Source organism: Kineococcus sp. NBC_00420, assembly GCF_036021035.1.
Lineage (GTDB): Bacteria > Actinomycetota > Actinomycetes > Actinomycetales > Kineococcaceae > Kineococcus.
Genome location: NZ_CP107930.1, coordinates 3,838,371 through 3,858,036, shown reverse-complemented (window position 1 = coordinate 3,858,036; position 19,666 = coordinate 3,838,371). Strand labels below are relative to the sequence as shown.

The following is a 19,666-nucleotide window of genomic DNA, read 5'->3' as shown; positions in this document are numbered from 1 at the left end:
CGTCAGCCGACGTCCATCTTCTGCAACCGCCAGCCCGCGAGGGCCACCGCGACGACGGCGATCCCCGCCAGCACCAGCGCCGAGGCCGTCACCCCGCCGGAGGCGACGGTGCCCAGGGGCACGTCGCCGGGGATGGCCAGCGAGGCCACCCGGCGCCCGTAGGACCCGATGGACAACCCCCGCAGGGCGGGGGCCAGACCGGCCAGGAACGTCTCCCAGAGCACGACGTAGGCCAGCCCCGCGAGCAGGCCGCGCCGGGTCAGCAGCGACAGCAGCACGAACACCCCGCAGTACGCGGCGGACGTCAGCACCGTCGCCAGCACGACCCCGCCGAGGACGCGCCCGACGGGCTGGTTCACCGAGATCCCCAGCACGACGCAGGCGATCACCGCCGGCAGGCAGACCACGACGGTCGAGGTCCACGCGGCCGCGAACCGGGCCAGGACGATCTGCCACCGCGGACGGGCGATCGCCCGCAGCAGCGGGAGCGTGCGCCCGTCCCGTTCGTCGCCGAAGGCGCCGATCGCCAGCACCAGCGCCACGATCGGCACCACCAGACCGGTGAGCAGGTTCCCGGTGAAGGTGTTCTGCACGCCGTAGCGGGACGGGACGCTGGTGATGCCGATGACGACGAACGCCACGACCGCCACCACCAGCGGCAGCGAGGCGAATCCCGCGGTCCGGCCGCGGAAGAGGATCCCCCGCAGGGAGAACCCGTAGAGACTGGTCGAGAAGTTCATCGTCCCGCTCCTCTCGCGGCCCGCACCAGGTGCGCGAACACGCTCTCCAGGTCCTCTCCGACCCCTTCGACCCGACGCAACGTCGTGCCCGACTCCCGGGCGAGACGCGGTACCGCCTCGGCCAGTGCCACCGCCCGCGGCGCCTCGACGAGGACCCCGGTGCGACCGGCGCCCTCCCGGCGCACCGACTCCACCAGACCCGCCGCGAGCAGCATCCCCGCGAGCTCCAGCACGCGGTCCCCCTCGAGGCGGACCGTGCGCGGCCGGTCGACGAGCAGTTCCCGGATCCCCGCGGGTTCACCCTCGGCGACGAGCCGGCCGTTGACGACGACCAGCACGCGGTGCGCCATCCGCTCGACCTCGGACAGGACGTGCGAACTCACCAGCACCGTCCGCCCCTCGGCACCGAGCGCCGCGAGGAGGTCGACGTCGGCCCGGCGCTGCGCCGGGTCCAGGCCGTTCAGCGGTTCGTCGAGCAGCAGCACCTGCGGGTCGTGCACGAGCGCCTGGGCGAGCTTCACCCGCTGGCGCATCCCCTTGGAGAACCCCCCGACCCGCCGGTCCGCGGCCTCGCTCAACCCGACGCGGTGCAGGACGTCCTGCGTGGCGGAGCGGGGGTCCCGCACCCCGCGTTGCCGGGCGAGGAACTCGATCTGGGTGCGGGCGCTGGCGTGGGCCCAGGTGGCCTCGCCGTCGGCGACGATCCCCAGCCCGCGGTGGACCTCGGGATCGCGGTGCGGGTCGCGGCCGAGGACCCGCACGGTCCCCTGACTCGGCCGGGTCCCCCCGGCCAGCACCTGCAGCGCGGTCGACTTGCCGGCCCCGTTGTGCCCGAGCAGCCCCGTGACGCCCGCGTCGATGTGCACGGTGACGTCGGAGAGGGCCACGGTGTCGCCGAACCACTTGCTGACCCCGTCGAACTCGATGGCGCTCACGCGTCGCTCCCCCGTGCGTAGCGACCGGCGAGGACCCCGAGTCCGCCGACGACCACGACCGTCCAGACCACCCAGGCCAGCGCGCCGGGGTTCGCCACGCTCAGCCCCACGATGGAGGCCGCCAACCGCACCGGCCCGCTCGAGGGGTCCAGCGACAACGGCCACTCGTCACCGGTCACCAGGGCGAGGACCCCGGTGAGCGCCGGGCCGACGAGGACCACCGCGAGGTACCCACCGACGGCGAACACCCGGCGCGAGGTCAGCGACCCGACCGCCAGACCCAGGCTGGTGTGGAACAGCACGACGATCGCCGCCGCGGCCACGATCTTCGGCAGGTCGCCGACGTGGTCGGAGAACCACGCGCCGGGGGCGTCGGCCGTCGCGATGGAACCGACGAACAGCACGAGCATCGGCCCCAGCACGATGATCGCGAGCAGCGAGACCGCGGCGAGGACGACCCCGGCGACGTACTCGAACCAGGACAACGCGGTGGCGAAGTACAGCGACAGCACCCGGTCGCGCCGGTCGCGGGTCAGCATCGAGGGGATCGACGTCGCCACGAAGGCCAGCAGTACGACCGAGTTCGTCGTCAGCAGTTGCGGGTAGCCGATGAGGTCGGTGGGCTGCACGTCGACCGCCGGGACGAGCAACGGGACGGCGACGACGGCCAGCGCCGGCAGGTAGGCCACGGCCAGCAGCAGGAAGGGCCAGATCTTCGCACTCGCACTGCGCCGCAACCCGAGCGGACGGCGGATACCGCTCGCCACGAAACTCCCCACCGCGGAACTGCGGGGTTTCAGCGCTCCGGAGTAGCGCGAGTAGCGGATGTCGTGCAGGACGGCACGGGGTGTCTCCTGCAGGACGTCACGCGGTTCAGCCACGGGGTCCCCCGCCCATCGCGTCGACGACGAGGTCCTCGAGACCCCGCGAGGCGGGCACCAGCCGTTCCACGCCCACCCCGAGTTCTGCGGCGAGGTCCCGCACCTGGTCCAGGGCCGCATCCGGGCTGGAACTCATGCCGATGTCTCCTGTCGTGGTGGGGGCGAGCTGCACCCCGTGCTGCGCGACCCGGGGTTCCAGGGCCGCGGCGAACGCGCCGACGTCACCGGTCACCCGCAGTTCCACCGCGCCCGACGGGTCGTGCCCGACGACGACGAGCCGTTGCGCGGCCAGGGTTCCCGAGCGCAGCACCACGACCTCGTCGCAGGTCCGTTCGATGTCGTCGAGGACGTGCGAACTGGCGATGACCCGGATGCCGAGTTCGAGCGACAACCGGCGCACGATGGCGAGCATCTCCTCGCGACCGGCCGGGTCGAGGCCGGAGGTGGGTTCGTCGAGCAGGACGAGGTCGGGTCCGTGGACGAGGGCCTGGGCGAGTTTCGTGCGTTGCTGCATGCCGAGGGAGTACGAACCGACCGGACGACGGCGTTCCTCCTCCAACCCCACCGCGAAGAGGACCTCGCTGGTGCGCCGGACTGCGTCACGACGACCCAGACCCCGCATCCGGGCGAGCTGGACGCAGACGTCCTGGGCGGACATGTCGGCCGGCAGGCACGGGTGCTCGGGCATGAACCCCACCCGGCGGCGGACCTCGTCGCGCTGGCGGACCGCGTCGAGGCCCAGCACCCGCACCGTCCCCGTGTCCGGGCGCGTCAACCCGAGGGCGGTGCGCAGCAACGTCGACTTCCCGGCCCCGTTGGCGCCCAGCAACCCGGTGGCCCCCGCGGTCAGCGACATCGTCAGACCGTCGAGGGCCTGGACGGTGCCGAACCGCTTGCCGACGTCGAGGCACTCCAGTCCCGGTGAACCCTGATCACTCACGCGCCCATCAGAGCACTCACAGCCACGCGGTGCGTCCTTCCTTCGACGCGCGGCGCGTCCATCCTTCGGGAACCATCACCGGGTGTTCACCAGCCAAGCGGACGTCTGCGTCATCGGTTCCGGGTCGGGCGGGAAGATGGTCGCCCAACGACTGGCCCGGGCCGGGCGGCGCGTGGTCCTCGTCGAACGCGGCTACGTCGGCGGGTTCTGCCCCTACGTGGCGTGCGTCCCGGCGAAGTCGCTGCTGCTCTCGGCTGCGGCCGGTCTCTCGTGGCCGGCGGCCCGGGCCCTGCGCGACGAGGCCGTCGGCGGCCGCGACGACTCCGGTGCGGCGAGGGGCCTCACGGACGACGGCGTCGAGATCGTCCGCGGCACCGCCCGGCTGGACGGACCGGGACGGGTGCTGGTGGAGGACGGGCCCACCACCCCGGCGAGGATCACGGCGAGGATCACGGCCAGGACCGTGGTCATCGGCACGGGCAGTTCCCCGGTCCGGCCCGAGCTGCCCGTCGACGTGGCGACGTGGACCTCGGAGGAGGCCCTGGCCGCGGACGAGCTCCCCGCGAGGTTGGCCGTCGTCGGCGGCGGACCGGTGGCCTGTGAACTCGCCCAGGCCTACGCCGGGCTCGGCTCCCGCGTGACGATGCTGGTGCGCGGTGAGCACCTGCTCTCCGGGGAACCGTCCTGGGTGGGTGAGGCCCTCGCCGACGTCCTGCGCGGCGACGGGGTCGACGTCCGGACCTCGACCTCCCTCGACGCACTCGCCGACCTCGACGTGGACCGCGTCCTGCTGGGCACCGGCCGGACCCCGACCACCTCCGGGCTGGGCCTGGACGAGGACTGGCTGACGTCCGCGGGGGCCGTGCGCACCGACGGGCGCTGCCGGGTGGTGGACGCCTCGGGTTCGCCGGTCGAGGGGTTGTTCGCCGTGGGCGACGTGACGGGCATCTCGCCGTACACCCACACCGCCAACCACCAGGCCCGGACGGTCGTCGACGAACTCCTCGGCCGGGGCCGTGACGCGGACTACTCCGCGATCCCCCGCGCGGTGTACACCCACCCGCCGGTGTTCAGCACCGGGGACACCAGCGGGGACGGTGCCCGCAGCGCGAGGTTCTCCGTCACCGAGGTGGAGCGGGCGAACCTGCTGGAGCTGTCGGCGCCGCGGGACCAGCGCCGGGCGCTGACCGGTGCGGTGGAACTCTTCGCCCGCGACGGGATCCTCGTCGGCGCGGCCTGCCTGGGCCCGGAGGCCGACTCCTGGGGTGCGGAACTCTCCCTCGCCGTCCGGGCCCGGCTCACCGTCGACCTCCTCGCCCACCACGTCAGGGCGTTCCCGACGTGGTCGGAGGCGGTCTTCCCGGCCCTGGAGGAACTGCAGGGCTGAACCCGGCGCGGGGACGCTCAGTCGGGCAGGTCGAGGCTGGACCCGGCGAAGCGGTCGGTGAGGAACAACCCGTTGACCACCAGGCCGGAGGCGTCCTCGAGCACCGCCGCGTCGTGCAGGCGGGTGACGGCCTCGAGCAGGACCCCGAGCTGGTCCAGCAGGAGCTGCTCGGCCGTTCCCGCACCGGGCAGGACGTGGTTGCGGGCCCACTCCGGCGGCAGGACGGCGAAGGCCCGCAACGTGTCCGGCAGGTAGTCCACCGCCGCGCTCCGCACCGCCAGCCGGGCCGGATCGACCGCCCCGCCGGCGACGCGCGGGAGCGTGTCCAGCAGGAGGTCCACGAGAGCCTGGACCAGCGGGAGCGCCGCGTCGGGCACCAGCCCCCGGGCCCGGGCGGGTAGGGACCGCAGACTGGCGATGACGTCCGCGGGGTCGACGAGCAACGCGTCGGCCGCCGGCGCCAGACCGAGGGCGGCGAGCGCACGGGCTGCGGCGGCGGAACTTCCCGCCGTGGTCGCCGTGAGGTCGGCCACCCCGGCGGCCAGCAGTTCGAGGAACTCCCCCACCGGGACGTCGCGGCGCGCGATCGTCACCCCCCGCACCACCCGCTGCGCCGTCGCCGTCAGCCCCTGACCCGCGACCTCCAGGCTCAGCAGGGCGGAGGGCAGGCTGAGCCGCAGCGACCGCGGGGGGCCGGGTCGCCCGGCCACCCGGTCCGCGAGCGAGCGGTGGCGTTCCACGACGAGGGTGCCCGCCGTCCCGGGCGGCAGCACCCGCGCCAGCGATCCGGCCAGACGTTCCAGGAACTCCGCCGCAGCGCCGGGTGTGCCGGGCAGCGCGAGAGGAGAACTCACCGCGGCCCGTCCGTCAGGGGCAGCACCAGGGACGGTTTGGCGATGGTGTGGTCCGCCCGCAACGGGCGGACGGCGGTGCCGATCGCGAAGAACTCCGTGGTGTGCCCGCCCCAGCGGTGCGGGAGGGACATCAGTTGGACGCCGACGATGCCCTCGGCCTGCAGCGCCTCGGCCTCGGCCTGCATGCGGCTCATCGCGAGCTCACGGGCGTCGTAGAGGGCTTCGGTGTACTGCTCGATCTCGACGTTGCTGCCGACGGTGCTCATCGAGGCGAGGACCCCGCGGTGGGCGATGTGGTAGACGCAGGTACCCATCACCAGGCCGAGCGGGGCGTAGCCGGCCTGCACGAGCGTCCAGAAGTCCTGTCCGGACAGGTCGGAGGTGAAGGGCAGCCCGTGCACGGTGCGCCAGGTCCCGCTGGGCGGCGGTTCGTCGGCGACGACGGCGGTGCCGATGGCCAGGAACTCCGCGAGGTCGTTGCCGTACTCCTTGAACTCGATCTCCAGGCGCACCCCCACGATGCCGTCGGCGCCGAGTTCCGCGGCCTCGGCCTCCATCCGCGTCATCGCGAGTTCCCGCGCGTGGTACATCGCCTGGGTGAGCTTGTCGAGTTCCATGTTCTTGCTCCAACGTCCGACCTGCAGCCCGACGTGGTAGACGCTGGAACCCAGCACGAGCCCGACGGGACGGAACCCGGCCTCGCGGACGAGCAGGAACTCGTTGACGCTGAGGTCGGAGGTGAACAGGGCCCGGCCGTGGTCACCGCGCATCCCCTTGAGGCGTTCACGCGCGTCGGGGGGCAGGTGGACGTCGGCGAGAGGGGGGACGTCGGATCCGGTGCTCACGGGGTGCTCCTCAACGGTTCAGGGGTAGGACGGTCAGGACGGCGGGGGCCCGCCCGGCGCCGGGGGGTCCCACCTCGGTGAGCAGGGTCCCGGTGAAGGAGGCCTCGGCGTGCAGGTCCTTCCCGTCGCCGCACTGGGTCTCGAAGGTCCCGAGGCGAACGTCGTCGACCACCACGTGGCCGCTCCCGTGGCGTCGGGCGTCGAGCGTCAGACCGCGGCGGGCGTCGGCGCGGGCGCGGGTGAGCAGTTCCGTCAGCCCGTCGACCTCGTTGCCGCTCCAGCTGCTCCGCTGCTGCATCATCAACGGGTCCTCGTGCTTCGTGGCGACCGAGAGGCCCCGCACCAGCGCCCGGGGGGCGAAACCCGACCCCAGCGCGGCCGCGACGTCCTCGGCGCTGAGTCCGGCGCACCAGAGCGTTCCCGGGGCCGTGCGGGCGAGCTCGCGGACCGCCGTCCCCCGTGCGGTGAACTCCACGGCGCTGCCGTCGAGGTGGGCGCGGGTGGTGCGGACCCCCACGACACCGTCGGCCCCGAGGGCGCGCGCCTCCGTCAGCATCCTCTCCAGCGCCCCGTGCCAGGCGGCGTCGACGGCGCGCACGTAGGGGCCCGAGCCGTTCCGGAGTCCGCCGGGGTCGCCGGTGGTCACGACCGGGCTCGTCCACCCCCAGACCCCGGGACCGGAGGTGGTCGCCCACGCACCGCAGAAACCCCCGCTCCAGCCGAGGTTCATGACCAGGCACCCGAACACCTCCCCCACCGGGGCCAGGCCCGCAGCCGCGACGGCGGCGGCGCCGGGTGCGGAGAGGAACGAGCCGGTGGCCCCGCCGGCCCGTTGCCGCTCGACGCGGGCCAGGGCTGCCGGGGGCAGGCCACCCGCCCAGGGACTCACGTGTTCGCCGTACCGGGCCGGAAGACCATCCACCCAGCCTAGGCAGGCGCCCGGCGAGGGCAAGCCTTTCCGCGGAACTCCCAGCCGATGCGCAGGAAACCCCCGGTCAGAGCGGCAGGTGCCGCTCGGCGGGACCGTCGTAGGCGGAGAGCGGGCGGATGAGGGAGTTCGCCGCGCGCTGCTCCACGACGTGCGCGGTCCAGCCGACGACCCGGGCCGCGACGAAGATCGGCGTGAACAGCGCGGTGTCGAAACCCATGAGGTGGTAGGCCGGTCCCGAGGGGTAGTCCAGGTTCGGCAGGATGTTCTTGGCCGAGGTCATCGCCTCTTCGAGCGCGTCGTAGAGGTCGAGGACGTCCTGGCGTCCCATCTCCCCCGCCAACACCTCCAGCGCGGCGTGCATGCTGGGCACCCGGGAGTCCCCGGACCGGTAGACCCGGTGACCGAAACCCATGATCTTGCGGCGCTGCGCCAATGCGGCGTCCAGCCACGCCCGCGCCCGGTCGCCGGACCCCTCGCCCAGGCCGATCTCCTCGAACACCTGCCAGACGGCCTCGTTCGCGCCACCGTGCAGCGGACCCTTGAGCGCGCCGATCGCGGCGACCACCGCGGAGTGCAGGTCGGACAACGTCGAGGTCACGACCCGGGCCGTGAACGTCGAGGCGTTGAAGGAGTGCTCGGCGTAGAGGACGAGGGACACCTCGAACGCGCGGACCACGCCCGCGTCGGGTTCCTCCCCGAACGTCATCCAGAGGAAGTTCGCCGCGTAGCCCAGGTCCTCGCGCGGCGGGACGGGTTCCAGACCGCGGGTGCGGCGCTGGGCGTGGGCGACGACGGCCGGCAGCGCCGCGAACAACCGCTGCGCCTTGGTGAACTCGACGTCGGGGTCCGAGTCCCCGGCCTGCGGGTCGAGGGCGCCGAGGACGCTGACCGCGGTCCGCAGGACGTCCATGGGGTGCGCGGTGCGCGGGAGTTCGTCGACGACGCGACGGACCCGTGCGTCCAGCGCCCGCCCCGCGCGCTCGGTGGCCGTGAAGGCCGCGAGTTCCTCACGGTCGGGCAGGTCACCGCGCCACAGCAACCAGGCGACCTCCTCGAACGAGCAGTGCTCGGCGAGTTCCTGGACGGGGTAACCCCGGTAGAGCAGCGAGTTCGTCGCGGGGTTGACCTTGGAGATCGCGGTGGTGTCGGCGACCACCCCGGCGAGTCCCTTGTGGATCTCGGGGGTGGTGGGGTCGGTGGTGGTCGTCATGGTCGGTTCCTCCGCGTCATCGCGATCGGTTGCCTTCGAGGCTGAAGTCGTAGATGCCCGAGTCGAACTCGCCGTACCCGGCGTAGTCGACGAGGTCGTACAGCTGCGCCCGGGTCTGCATCCCGGGCACCTGTCCTTCGAGGGAACCGGTCGCGACGAGGTCGTCGAGGGCCCGGTCGGCCGTGCCCATCGCCAGGCGCAGCAACGAGACCGGGTGGATGACGATCCGCACGCCGACGTCGCGCAACTGCTCGTGGGTGAAGAGGTCGCTGCGGCCGAACTCCGTCATGTTCGCGAGGATCGGGACGTCGACGGCCGCGCAGATCGCCTCGAACTCGGCGAGGTCCGCCATGGCCTCGGCGAAGATCGCGTCGGCCCCCGCGTCCGCGAGCTGCTTCGCCCGCTGCACGGCCGCGTCCATCCCCTCGACCCCGCGCACGTCGGTGCGGGCGACGACGAGGAAGTCCGGGTCGCGCCGGGCGTCGACGGCGGCCCGGATCCGGCGCACCGCCGTCGCCTCGTCGACGACGGCCTTGCCCTCGAGGTGCCCGCAGCGCTTCGGGTTCACCTGGTCCTCGACGTGCATCCCGGCGACCCCGGCGTCCTCCATGGTCTGGACGGTGCGGGCGACGTTGAGGGGTTCGCCGAAACCGGTGTCGGCGTCGACGAGGACGGGCAGGTCGGTGACCCGGGCGATCTGCGCGGACCGCCCCGCGACCTCGGTGAGCGTCGTGAGGCCGATGTCGGGCAACCCCAGGTCCGCGGCGAGCACGGCCCCGGACACGTACACCCCTTCGAACCCCTTGCGCTGGATCAGCCGGGCGGACAACGGGTTGAAGGCGCCCGGCAGTCTCAGCAGGTCACCGGAGGACAACGCCGCGCGGAAGGCCGCGCGTTTCGCCGTGGGGGTGGTGGTGGAGAACAGCACAGGGCCTCCTCAGAACAGACCGGTGGGGAGCGGGACCCCGGCGAGGTGACTCGCCGGGGCGGTGATGTTCAGCGCCCGGACCCCGGCGGCGTCGAGGTCCGAGAGTTCGGTCGCGAGCCGGGTGAACCGCTCGACCTCGGAGGGGTCGAGGACCCCCTCGGCCAGCGTGGAGAACTTCGCCGTGTACTGCTCCCGGGTGAAGGGGTGCGCCCCCAGCGGGTGCGCGTCGGCGACGGCGATCTCGGCGACGACGGTCGAACCGTCGGTGAGCGTCGCGACGAGGCGACCGCCGAACGCCTTCTCCGCCGGGTCGGTGGAGTGGTAGCGGGCGGTCCAGACGGGATCCTCCGTCGTCGACACCGTGCGCCACAGGGCGACCGTGTCGCGGCGCTGGGCCCGCTCGGGGGCGTAGGAGTCGGCGTGGTGCCAGGTCCCGTCCTGCAGGGCGACGGTGAAGATGTAGGGCACCGAGTGGTCCAGCGTCTCCCGGCTCGCCGTCGGGTCGTACTTCTGCGGGTCGTTCGCGCCGGACCCGATGACGACGTGGGTGTGGTGGCTGGTGTGCAGCACCATCGAGACCACGTTCGCCGGGTCGGCCAGTTCGGGGTGCTCGCGGTGCAACCGGCGGGCGAGGTCGATGATCGCCTGCGCCTGGTACTCCGCGGAGTGCTCCTTCGTGTAGGTGTCGAGGATCGCGCGCTTCGCCTCACCGGGTTCCGGCAGCGGCACCTCGTAGACCGCGTCCGGCCCGTCCAGCAGCCAGGCGATCACCCCGTCCTCGCCCTCGTAGATCGGTGACGGGCTCGTCTGCCCGCGCATCGCGCGGTCCACCGCCTCGACGGCGACCTTGCCCGCGAACGCCGGGGCGTGGGCCTTCCACGTCGAGATCGCACCCTTGCGGGACTGCCGCGTGGCCGTCGTCGTGTGCAGCGCCTGACCGATCGCCTGGTGGACGACCTCCTGGGACAACCCCAGCATCGTGCCGAGACCCGCCGCGACGGACGGCCCGAGGTGCGCGACGTGGTCGATCTTGTGCCGGTGCAACGAGATCGCCCGCACCAGGTCCACCTGCACCTCGTAGCCCGTGACGATCCCCCGCAGCAGGGCCGCCCCGTCGAGGCCGAGGTGCTGGGCCACTGCGACGAGGGCGGGGACGTTGTCGCCGGGGTGGGAGTACTCCGCGGCGAGGAACGTGTCGTGGAAGTCGAGTTCGCGGACCGCGACCCCGTTGGCCCAGGCCGCCCACTCCGGGGACACGGACTCACCGGTCCCCACGACGAGCGCCCCACGCCCCCCGCGCGAGGGCGGGTGGGCCAGCGCCTGGGACCGGGCCGCGACGACCGGCGCCCGCAGCAGCGAGGCCGCGGACACGGCCGCGTTGTCGAGGACCCGGTTCACGACCATCTCGGCCACGTCGTCCTCGACCGCGACCGGGTCGGTGGCGACCCGGGCCAACTGCCAGGCGAGTTCGTCCTCGCGGGCGAAGTCCTCGTCGCTGCGGTGGACCCTGACCTCGTGCTGCTTCACGCACTGACCTCTTCCTCGATGGATCCGTGCCGGAGCGCGGAGCTGAAGTGGGACCTGCTGCGGTGCAGGTGGACGTGCACGGCGTGGGCGGCCAGGTCGGCGTCCCCGAGAGCGATCGCCTCGGCGATGAGCTGGTGCTCGGCCGCTGCGGCCGACAACCGCGTCGGGTCGTGGCGGGCGAGGCGGCGGATGCGCACCAGGTGGGTGCGGACCGAGGCGAGCGCCTGCTGCAACCAGGGGTTGGCGACGGCGGCGTCGATGGCCTCGTCGAAGCGGGCCGTCAGCTCGTAGTAGCGGTCGAGACCCGCTTCGCCCGCCCCGAGCAGTTCGGGGGCCCGGGCGAACCCGCGGGCGAACTCCGCGAACTGGGCGGCGTCCCGGCGCTGGGCCGCGAGCCGCGCGGCCTTGACCTCCAGGGCCTCGCGCACGTCGTAGAGCTGCTCGACCGCGCCCGGGTCGAGGGGGGCCACGACGAGACCGCGACCCGGCAGTGGTTGCGCGAGACCGTCGGCGACGAGGCGGGCGAAGGCCTCGCGGACCGGGGTGCGCGACACCTCGAGGCGGACGCTCTGGTCCACCTCGGCGAGCGGCGCCCCCGGGGCCAGGACCCCGTCGAGGACGTCCTGACGGAGCCGGCCGTAGACCCGCTCCGTCGTCCCTCCCCGCCGCTGTGCATGCACACGAGCACCATGGACCCCCGATCTGCGGTCGTCAAGCACTCAGTGCATGCAGAAGCAGGCGTCAGGGCCCGTAGGTGGCGACGACCGGGGCGTGGTCGGAGAACCGCTCGGCGTAGGTCGCCGCGCGGTCGGTCTCGACGGAGGTCAGCCGCGCTGCGAGACCGGGGGTGACGAGCTGGTAGTCGATGCGCCAGCCGGTGTCGTTGTCGAAGGCCTGCCCGCGCCAGGACCACCAGGCGTACGGGCCGTCGACGTCACCGGCGACGCTGCGCTGGGTGTCGACCCAGCCGAGGGTGTCGAACCAGTGGTCGAAGTGGGCGCGCTCGTCCTCGAGGAACCCGGCCTTGTTCCGGTTGCCCTTCCAGTTCTTGATGTCGCGTGCGGTGTGCCCGACGTTCAGGTCACCCGCGACGAGAGCCTCCCGGCCAGTCTCCTGCGCGATCCGGCCGAGTTCGGCGAAGCGGACGTCCATGGCGTCGAGGAAGCGGTACTTGTCGTCCTGCTGGGGGGTTCCGACCTCGCCGGAGTGCACGTAGGCGCTGACGAAGGTCATCGGCCCGACGGCGGTGTCGACGTCGACCTCGATCCAGCGGCCGGAGGTCTCGAAGTGCGGGTCGTGGGCGAACCCGATGCGGACAGCGGTGAACTTCGCCCTCGACGCGATCGCCACCCCGGCGCGGCCCTTCGCGGCGGCCTCGGTGTGGGCGACGTGCGCGTAGCCCGGCAGGGCCTTGCGCAGTTCGTCGTCGGGGGCGCGGACCTCCTGCAGCAGCACGACGTCCGGGTCGCGACCCTCCAGCCAGGGGTGCATCCCGCGCCGGACGGCGGCGCGGACACCGTTGACGTTGATCGTCGCGACGGTGATCGACTTCTTCTTCCGAGGCACGCCGCGGACCCTACCCGCCCCCTCCGACACCAACTCCTGGGGAGCTTTCCACCCTTCCGAAGGCCAGGAAGGGTGGAAAGGCTCCCAGGAGTGGCGGTCAGCGGAGGCCGGCGGCGCGTTCGGCGGACTCGACCACGTTCGTCAGCAGCAGCGCGCGGGTCATCGGACCGACCCCACCGGGGTTGGGGGCCATGAACCCCGCGACCTCGGCGACGTCCAGGGCGATGTCGCCGGTCAGCCGGTTCTTGCCCGTCTCGGGGTCGAGCACGCGGGAGACGCCGACGTCGAGCACCGCGGCCCCCGGCTTGACGTCCTCCTTCGTGACCAGGCCCGGGACCCCGGCCGCGGCGACGATGACGTCGGCCCGCTTCAGGTGGCTCGCCAGGTCCCTGGTCCCGGTGTGGCACAACGTGACCGTCGCGTTGGGGTGGCGACGGGTCAGCAGCAGCCCGATGGGGCGACCGACCGTGACCCCGCGACCGACGACGACGACCTCGGCCCCGTCGAGCGGGACGTCGTGGCGCAGCAGCAGGTCGATGACCCCGCGCGGGGTGCAGGGCAGCGGGGAGGTGATCTCCTCGCGCACCCGCAGCACCAGACGACCGAGGTTCGTGGGGTGCAGCCCGTCGGCGTCCTTGTCGGGGTCGACCATCTCGAGCACGCGGTTGGCGTCGATGCCGTCGGGGAGCGGCAGTTGGACGATGAACCCCGTGCACTCCGGGTTCGCGTTCAGCTGGGCGATCTCGGACTCGATCTCGGCCTGCGTCGCCGTGGCCGGCAGCTGGACCTGGATCGAGGCGATGCCGACCTCGGCGCAGTCGCGGTGCTTGCCGCGGACGTAGCTGGCCGACCCCGGGTCGTCGCCGACCAGGACCGTGCCCAGGCCGGGGACGATGCCGTGCTCGCGCAGCACGGCGACGCGTTCGGCGAGGTCCGCCTTCACCGCCGCCGCGGCGGCCTTGCCGTCGAGGACCGTCGCCGTCACAGGAAGCCCTTGTTCGACGGGTAGAGCGGGAACTCGGCGGTCAGCTTCGCGACCCGGGCGCGCAGGGCGTCCGCGTCGAACTCCGGCTTGAGCGCGAGCGCGATGACGTCGGCCACCTCGGTGAACTCCGCCGCCCCGAAACCACGGGTCGCGAGCGCCGGGGTGCCGATCCGCAGGCCGGAGGTGACCATCGGCGGACGCGGGTCGAAGGGCACCGCGTTGCGGTTGACGGTGATGCCGACCTCGTGGAGACGGTCCTCGGCCTGCTGGCCGTCGAGCTGGGAGTCGCGCAGGTCGACGAGCACGAGGTGGACGTCGGTGCCGCCGGTGAGGACGGACACGCCGGCCTCCTTCGCGTCGGCCGCGGTGAGGCGCTCGGCGACGATCTTGGCGCCCTCGAGGGTGCGGCGCTGACGCTCGGCGAACTCCTCGGAGCCCGCGACCTTGAAGGCGACGGCCTTCGCGGCGATGACGTGCATCAGCGGGCCACCCTGCTGGCCCGGGAAGACCGCGGAGTCGATCTTCTTCGCGAACTCCTGCTTGGTCAGGATGAGACCCGAGCGGGGGCCGGCGAGGGTCTTGTGGACCGTGGTGGTCACGACGTCGGCGTACGGGACGGGCGAGGGGTGCAGACCGGCCGCGACGAGGCCGGCGAAGTGCGCCATGTCGACCATGAGGTGGGCGCCGACCTCGTCGGCGATGGAGCGGAAGGCTGCGAAGTCGAGCTGGCGGGGGTAGGCCGACCAGCCCGCGATGATCAGCTTGGGCCGGGCCTGCAGCGCCGTGGCGCGCACGACGTCCATGTCGACGCGGAACGTCGTCGGGTCCACCCCGTAGGAGGAGACGTCGTACATGCGGCCCGAGAAGTTGATCTTCATGCCGTGCGTGAGGTGGCCGCCGTGGGCCAGCTCGAGGCCGAGGATGCCGTCGCCGCCGCGGATGAAGGCGTGCATGGCGGCCGCGTTGGCGGTGGCGCCGGAGTGCGGCTGGACGTTGGCGTGCTCGGCGCCGAAGAGGGCCTTGGCGCGGTCGCGCGCGAGGTCCTCGGCGACGTCGACGTGCTCGCAGCCGCCGTAGTAGCGCTTGCCGGGGTAGCCCTCGGCGTACTTGTTGGTGAGGACGGACCCCTGTGCCTCGAGGACGGAGCGCGGGGCGAAGTTCTCGCTGGCGATCATCTCGAGGGTGTCGCGCTGACGGCCGAGTTCGGCGTCGAGCACGGCGGCGATCTCCGGGTCGACCTCGGAGAGGGGGCGGTCGGTCACACCCTGGCTGGTGATGGGCTGGACGTCGGTCACGTTCGCTCCTCGTACGGCGGCGGTGGTCGCGACGCGAGGCCCAGGCGGACGACCCCGTGAACGGCGGGACCCGCCCGTTCGGACGGTGCCCGTGGCCGCTCCCCGGTGGTGACCCACCCAGCGCCAGTCGCGGCCGTGCTCAGGTTAGCCCAGGACGGGCGGTGCATGGGCCGCGGAAACAACACTCTCCGCCCCTCACGGGCCTGTCTCGAGGGCGGAAAGTGTTGTTTCCGCAGGGAGGTCGGTCAGCGCGGGATGGCGGAGTCGAGGACGGTGCGCATCTTGGCGGCGGTCTCCGCGACCTCGAGGTCGGGGTCGGAGCCCTGCACGATCCCGGCGCCGCCGAAGACCCGCAGCCGACGGCCGCTGACCTCGGCGCAGCGCACGGCGACGACCCACTCGCCGTCCCCGTGCACGTCCTGCCAGCCGACGGCCCCGGCGTAGCACCCGCGGTCCAGACCCTCGACCTCGTCGATCACCCGCATGGCCGCCGCCCGCGGGGAACCACCCACCGCGGGGGTGGGGTGCAGGGCCGAGACGAGGTCCACGGAGGTGGTGGCGGTGTCGTTGAGCAGCGCGCTGATCCGGGTCGCGAGGTGCCACACGGCCGGGGTGGCCATGAGCTCCGGCTCGGGGGTGGTGATGGTGCGGCAGAACGGCGTCAGCGCCTCGACGATGGCGTCGACGACGAAGGCGTGCTCGCGGCGGTCCTTGTCGGAGACCATCAGGGCGTCGGCCCGGCGCACGTCCTCGTCGGGTTCCGGGGAGCGCGGGATCGACCCCGCCAGCGGGCGCAGCAGCACGCTCGGGCCCCGGCGCCGCAGCAGCAGCTCCGGACTGGCGCCGACGAGCCACCGGGCCTGGCTGTCGGCGGGGTCGTCGAGGGGGACGGCGAGCGTCGTGGCGGCGGGGTTGCGGGCGACGAGCTCGGCGACGAGCTCGGGCACCGACCAGTCGTCGAGGGCTTCGAGTTCGAGGGTCCGGGCCAGCACGACCTTGTCGACCTCGCCCTCGGCGATGCGCCCCAGGGCGGTCCGCACGGCGTCGGCGTAGCCGGAGGGTGAGGGGCGGGGACGGCTGCGCGCGACGGTGACCTTCCGGCGGCCACCGGCGAGCGGCAGTTGCAGCGGGCCCGGGGTCGTCTCCCCGACGCCGAGGCGCAGGGCCCCGGGCGTGCGCAGGTCGAAGGGGACGGCGCCGGCGACGATGACCCCGGCGGGAGCGCCCTCGAGGGCCGCGACGGTGCGCCGGAGCTGTTCCAGTCCGCTGACGCCGGGGACGAGCGGCCGGGGTCCGCTCTGGACCAGGGTGGACTTCTCGCCGGAGAAGACGGTGGCCCCTGCGCGCACCGCGAGAGCTGCCGCCTCGGGTTCTGACACGTCTGCAGCCTAGGCTCACGTGTCGTGAGCACGCGCCCGAGGGTCCTGACCCTGTCCTGTCCCGACCGCCCCGGCATCGTCCACGCCGTGACGGGAGCCCTCGTCGCCCTCGACGCCAACATCACCGAGAGCCAGCAGTACGGGGACCCCGACACGGGCCTGTTCAACATGCGGGTCGCCTTCGACGCCGCCGCCGGCGAGGAGGCGCTGCGCGCCAACCTCGAGGTGGTCGCGGCGCGGTTCGGGCTGACCTGGAAGCTCTCGGCCGCCGACGAGCCCATGCGCACGCTGGTGATGTGCTCCAAGCAGGGCCACTGCCTCAACGACCTGCTCTTCCGCCACCGTTCGGGCGGTCTGCCCATCGAGATCGCGGCGGTCGTCTCCAACCACACCGACCTGGCCCCGCTGGCGGAGTTCTACGGGATCCCGTTCGTGCACGTCCCGGTCACCACGGGCGACCCGGCCTCGAAGGAGGCGGGCGAGGCGCGGCTGCTGGAGCTCGTCGAGGAACTCGACGTGGAACTCGTCGTGCTGGCCCGGTACATGCAGATCCTGTCGGACAACCTGTGCCGCAACCTCTCCGGCAAGGCCATCAACATCCACCACTCGTTCCTGCCGAGCTTCAAGGGCGCCAGGCCGTACCACCAGGCGCACGCCCGCGGCGTGAAGATCATCGGGGCGACGGCGCACTACGTGACGGCCGACCTCGACGAGGGCCCGATCATCGAGCAGGAGATCGAGCGCGTCGACCACCGCCACTCCGCGAACGAGCTGGTGCGCCAGGGGCAGGACGTCGAGGCGCGGACGCTGGCCCGCGCGGTGCGCTGGCACGCCGAGCACCGCGTGCTGATGGACGGCAACCGGACCGTGGTCTTCCGCTAGGACTGCGGGGACCGCCGGGTCAGCGCCCCCGGCCGCCGAAGCGGAAGGGGATGGGGATCGGGCCGATGCAGCAGACGCCGCTGGTCTCCATCGGGGCGAGCAGCGCCACGGCGCGGTAGCAGGCGAGGAAGCGGACCGCGCTCGGCAGGACCGACCGCAGCACCCCGTCGCGGTGCACGTGCTCGCGCACGGCCACCGAGCAGGAGGCCCCGCCGTGGACGAGGCGGTGCGCGCAGGAGTAGCCCTTGCGCGGCGACAGGCTGCGCTGGTACCCCACGATGGCGGTCTCGACGAGTCGTCGGGGGACGCTCAGCAGCTCCACGGCGCCACGCTAGGACGGTTCGCCGCGGGCGGCGCGTCCACCGGGAGGCGGTTCCGGGCGACCTGCGCCACCGTGGGTCCGTGAGCGGAACCACCACCTCCCCGCCGTCCTCCCGAGTGCGCCGCGCGGCCTGGCTCGGGGTCCTCGTGGGCGGGGTCGTGGCCTACGTCGTCCTGCTCGACGTCATGGTCCGCACGCAGAACCTGAACTACTTCCCGTCGCTGCTGCTCGTCGGCGCGATCACCGTCCCCATGACGGTGCTCGTCTTCGCCGAGAGCGGGGGCCGGCGGATCCCCGTCCGCGGCGGGGTCGTCGCGGCGACCGCGATCGCCGGCGGCATCGTGGGCACGGTGGCAGCCGGGGTCCTGGAGTACCGGGCGGAGCGCGAGCTCGGCGCGGGGGCGATGCTCCTGGTGGGCTTCATCGAGGAGGCCGCGAAGCTCGTCGTCCCCCTCCTCGTGCTGCTGGTGACCCGCCCGCGCGACCCCCGCGGCGGGATCGTGGTGGGCGTGGCCTCCGGGATGGGCTTCGCCGCGCTGGAGACCATGGGGTACGGGTTCCAGGAACTGCTGCGGGCCGGGAACCTCGCCGCCGTCGAGGACACCCTGCTGCTGCGGGCCCTGCTCTCCCCCGCCGGGCACGTGGCCTGGACCGGGCTCACGGTCGCGATGCTGTGGCGCGTGCCGACGGCGGCGCACCGGGGCCGGGCCCTCGTGAAGTTCGTCGGGGCCTACCTCGCGGCCGTCGTCCTGCACACCGTCTGGGACGACTCCAGCGCCCTGTCCGTCCACGTCGTCGTCGTGGTGGTGAGCGTCACCGTGCTGCTGGTCCTCACCCACCGGGCCCACGTCGACCGGGCCCCGCGGGACCGCCTCACAGCCAGCCGCGCCGCTTGAAGATCGTGTAGAGGGTAACGCTGAGCGCCAGCATCAGCAGCAGCGCCAAGGGGTAGCCGAGGACCCAGTTCAGCTCCGGCATGTGCGTGAAGTTCATGCCGTAGACGCCGCCGACGAGACTGGGCGCGAACAGGATCGCCGCCCAGGACGAGATCTTCTTGACCTCCTCGCTCTGGGCGTAGCTGGCCTCCGTCAGCGAGCGCATCTCCTCGTTCTGGCGCTGTCCGACGAGGGTCGCGTTCACGGTGAGGATGTCGCGCAACTGGCTGCGGTAGTTCTCCAGCCGTTCCACGGCGACGGTCACGTGGTCGGCCACGTCGCGCAGGTAGCGCTGCAGCTCCTCGTCGACGCGGTACTTCTGGAACCCGCCGCTGAGCCCGGCCAGGATCGCCGGCAACGGGGTGACCGCGCGCTGGAAGTCCGAGACCTCCTGGGAGAGCTCGTAGATGCGCCGGGACACCGTCGGGTCGCCCGTGAAGACCTGGGTCTCGATCTCGTCGATGTCGTTCTCCAGGCCGTGCAGCACCGGCCCGTACCCGTCGACGACGGCGTCGAGGATCGCGTAGAGGATCGCCTCGGTCCCCCGGCCCAGCAGTTCCGGGTCGGCCTCCATGCGGCGGCGCACGTCGGAGAGGCTCGGGGACTCGCTGTGGCGCACGGTGATGAGGAAGTCGCGGCCGATGAAGAGGTGCAGCTCGCCGAACTCCACCTCCTCGCGCTCGTCGAGGTAGCGGGCGGCCCGCAGCACGACGAACAACGTCGCGCCGTAGCGCTCCAGCTTGGGCCGCTGGTGGGCCAGGACGGCGTCCTCGACGGCGAGTTCGTGCAGGTCGAACTCCGCGGCGAGGGTGTTCAGCTCCTCCTCGGCGGGGCGGTAGAGCCCCATCCACGCGATGCGACCCTCCTCCTCGCGCAACGAGGTCAGGGTGCCGGCGAGGTCGCGCGGCGAGGCCACCCGCTCGCCGTGGAGGTAGACGCCGCTGTCGACGAGGCTGCTGCCCCGGGTCTCGGCCTTCGCGGGGATCGCCCCGTCGAGGGAGAGGTTGCGTGAGGGAGGGGCCATCCCACGACGTCCCATCGACGGCAACGACAGTCGGCGCTTGGCCATGGCGGACCTCCGGCGTTCCCCCGGCCTCGCGACCGGGACGTGTGGTGCAGCAGCA

At 72.9% G+C, this 19,666-nt stretch carries 20 protein-coding genes; 3 read left to right on the top strand and 17 right to left on the bottom strand.

Going from position 1 to position 19,666, the window contains the following annotated elements; translation table 11 throughout:
- Positions 1-2: 2 nt before the first annotated feature.
- The 4 genes from OG218_RS19055 to OG218_RS19040 are packed head-to-tail and all read right to left on the bottom strand — an operon-like array spanning position 3 to position 3,496.
- A complete protein-coding gene (locus tag OG218_RS19055; RefSeq protein ID WP_328294796.1) occupies positions 3-740 on the bottom strand; it encodes an ABC transporter permease subunit in 738 nt (245 codons plus the stop codon).
- Positions 737-1,675, bottom strand: coding sequence for an ABC transporter ATP-binding protein (locus tag OG218_RS19050; protein WP_328294795.1), 939 nt, complete (start codon positions 1,673-1,675; stop codon positions 737-739). Before OG218_RS19050 ends, OG218_RS19055 begins: the two co-directional genes overlap by 4 nt.
- Positions 1,672-2,556, bottom strand: a complete 885-nt coding sequence (locus OG218_RS19045) for a hypothetical protein (protein WP_328294794.1) — start codon at positions 2,554-2,556, stop codon at positions 1,672-1,674. Before OG218_RS19045 ends, OG218_RS19050 begins: the two co-directional genes overlap by 4 nt.
- Positions 2,549-3,496 (bottom strand): ABC transporter ATP-binding protein, encoded by a 948-nt coding sequence (locus OG218_RS19040; RefSeq protein WP_328294793.1) that lies wholly within the window; start codon positions 3,494-3,496, stop codon positions 2,549-2,551. Before OG218_RS19040 ends, OG218_RS19045 begins: the two co-directional genes overlap by 8 nt.
- Before the next feature lie 82 nt (positions 3,497-3,578).
- On the opposite strand from OG218_RS19040, the gene OG218_RS19035 reads away from it, so the two are divergent.
- A complete protein-coding gene (locus tag OG218_RS19035; RefSeq protein WP_328294792.1) occupies positions 3,579-4,883 on the top strand; it encodes a dihydrolipoyl dehydrogenase family protein in 1,305 nt (434 codons plus the stop codon).
- 17 nt (positions 4,884-4,900) lie between these two features.
- Here OG218_RS19035 and OG218_RS19030 read toward each other — a convergent pair whose 3' ends face one another.
- The 11 genes from OG218_RS19030 to OG218_RS18980 all read right to left on the bottom strand — a co-directional run bounded on the left by OG218_RS19030 (position 4,901) and on the right by OG218_RS18980 (position 16,403).
- Positions 4,901-5,737: a hypothetical protein gene (locus tag OG218_RS19030; RefSeq protein ID WP_328294791.1), complete on the bottom strand. Its 837-nt coding sequence runs from the start codon at positions 5,735-5,737 to the stop codon at positions 4,901-4,903.
- Positions 5,734-6,507 (bottom strand): heavy metal-binding domain-containing protein, encoded by a 774-nt coding sequence (locus OG218_RS19025; protein ID WP_380162218.1) that lies wholly within the window; start codon positions 6,505-6,507, stop codon positions 5,734-5,736. The genes OG218_RS19030 and OG218_RS19025 overlap by 4 nt, the downstream gene beginning before the upstream one ends.
- An 85-nt stretch (positions 6,508-6,592) precedes the next feature.
- On the bottom strand, positions 6,593-7,471 hold the full coding sequence (locus OG218_RS19020; protein WP_328294789.1) for a heavy metal-binding domain-containing protein: 879 nt from the start codon (positions 7,469-7,471) through the stop codon (positions 6,593-6,595).
- A gap of 106 nt (positions 7,472-7,577) precedes the next feature.
- Positions 7,578-8,723, bottom strand: a complete 1,146-nt coding sequence (locus OG218_RS19015) for a bifunctional 2-methylcitrate synthase/citrate synthase (RefSeq protein ID WP_328294788.1) — start codon at positions 8,721-8,723, stop codon at positions 7,578-7,580.
- Positions 8,724-8,739: 16 nt separating this feature from the next.
- Positions 8,740-9,651 carry a methylisocitrate lyase gene (prpB, locus tag OG218_RS19010; RefSeq protein ID WP_328294787.1) on the bottom strand — a complete coding sequence of 304 codons (912 nt, stop codon included), beginning with the start codon at positions 9,649-9,651 and terminating at the stop codon, positions 8,740-8,742.
- Positions 9,652-9,660: 9 nt separating this feature from the next.
- Entirely contained in the window at positions 9,661-11,178 is a 1,518-nt protein-coding gene (locus OG218_RS19005; RefSeq protein ID WP_328294786.1) for an MmgE/PrpD family protein, read from the bottom strand.
- Positions 11,175-11,858, bottom strand: a complete 684-nt coding sequence (locus tag OG218_RS19000; RefSeq protein WP_328294785.1) for a GntR family transcriptional regulator — start codon at positions 11,856-11,858, stop codon at positions 11,175-11,177. The genes OG218_RS19005 and OG218_RS19000 overlap by 4 nt, the downstream gene beginning before the upstream one ends.
- 61 nt (positions 11,859-11,919) lie before the next feature.
- Complete coding sequence (locus OG218_RS18995) at positions 11,920-12,744, bottom strand: exodeoxyribonuclease III (protein WP_328294784.1); 825 nt, start codon at positions 12,742-12,744, stop codon at positions 11,920-11,922.
- A gap of 97 nt (positions 12,745-12,841) precedes the next feature.
- Positions 12,842-13,729, bottom strand: coding sequence for a bifunctional methylenetetrahydrofolate dehydrogenase/methenyltetrahydrofolate cyclohydrolase (locus OG218_RS18990; RefSeq protein WP_328294783.1), 888 nt, complete (start codon positions 13,727-13,729; stop codon positions 12,842-12,844).
- Positions 13,726-15,024 (bottom strand): serine hydroxymethyltransferase, encoded by a 1,299-nt coding sequence (gene glyA / locus OG218_RS18985; protein WP_328294782.1) that lies wholly within the window; start codon positions 15,022-15,024, stop codon positions 13,726-13,728. The genes OG218_RS18990 and glyA overlap by 4 nt, the downstream gene beginning before the upstream one ends.
- A 245-nt stretch (positions 15,025-15,269) precedes the next feature.
- Positions 15,270-16,403: an isochorismate synthase gene (locus tag OG218_RS18980; protein ID WP_328294781.1), complete on the bottom strand. Its 1,134-nt coding sequence runs from the start codon at positions 16,401-16,403 to the stop codon at positions 15,270-15,272.
- A gap of 24 nt (positions 16,404-16,427) precedes the next feature.
- Here OG218_RS18980 and purU point away from each other — a divergent pair, with 24 nt between their 5' ends.
- On the top strand, positions 16,428-17,285 hold the full coding sequence (purU, locus tag OG218_RS18975) for a formyltetrahydrofolate deformylase (protein WP_328294780.1): 858 nt from the start codon (positions 16,428-16,430) through the stop codon (positions 17,283-17,285).
- 19 nt (positions 17,286-17,304) lie between these two features.
- Here purU and yidD read toward each other — a convergent pair whose 3' ends face one another.
- Positions 17,305-17,607: a membrane protein insertion efficiency factor YidD gene (yidD, locus tag OG218_RS18970; protein WP_328294779.1), complete on the bottom strand. Its 303-nt coding sequence runs from the start codon at positions 17,605-17,607 to the stop codon at positions 17,305-17,307.
- An 80-nt stretch (positions 17,608-17,687) separates the two neighbouring features.
- Between yidD and OG218_RS18965 the strand changes: the two genes are divergently transcribed.
- Entirely contained in the window at positions 17,688-18,503 is an 816-nt protein-coding gene (locus OG218_RS18965; protein ID WP_328294778.1) for a PrsW family intramembrane metalloprotease, read from the top strand.
- On the opposite strand, the gene corA is transcribed toward OG218_RS18965, so the two are convergent.
- The gene (corA, locus tag OG218_RS18960) at positions 18,481-19,611 is read right to left on the bottom strand and encodes a magnesium/cobalt transporter CorA (RefSeq protein WP_380158251.1); all 1,131 of its coding nucleotides are present in this window, start codon (positions 19,609-19,611) and stop codon (positions 18,481-18,483) included. The two genes, OG218_RS18965 and corA, sit on opposite strands and share 23 nt — an antisense overlap.
- Between the last annotated feature and the right edge of the window lie 55 nt (positions 19,612-19,666).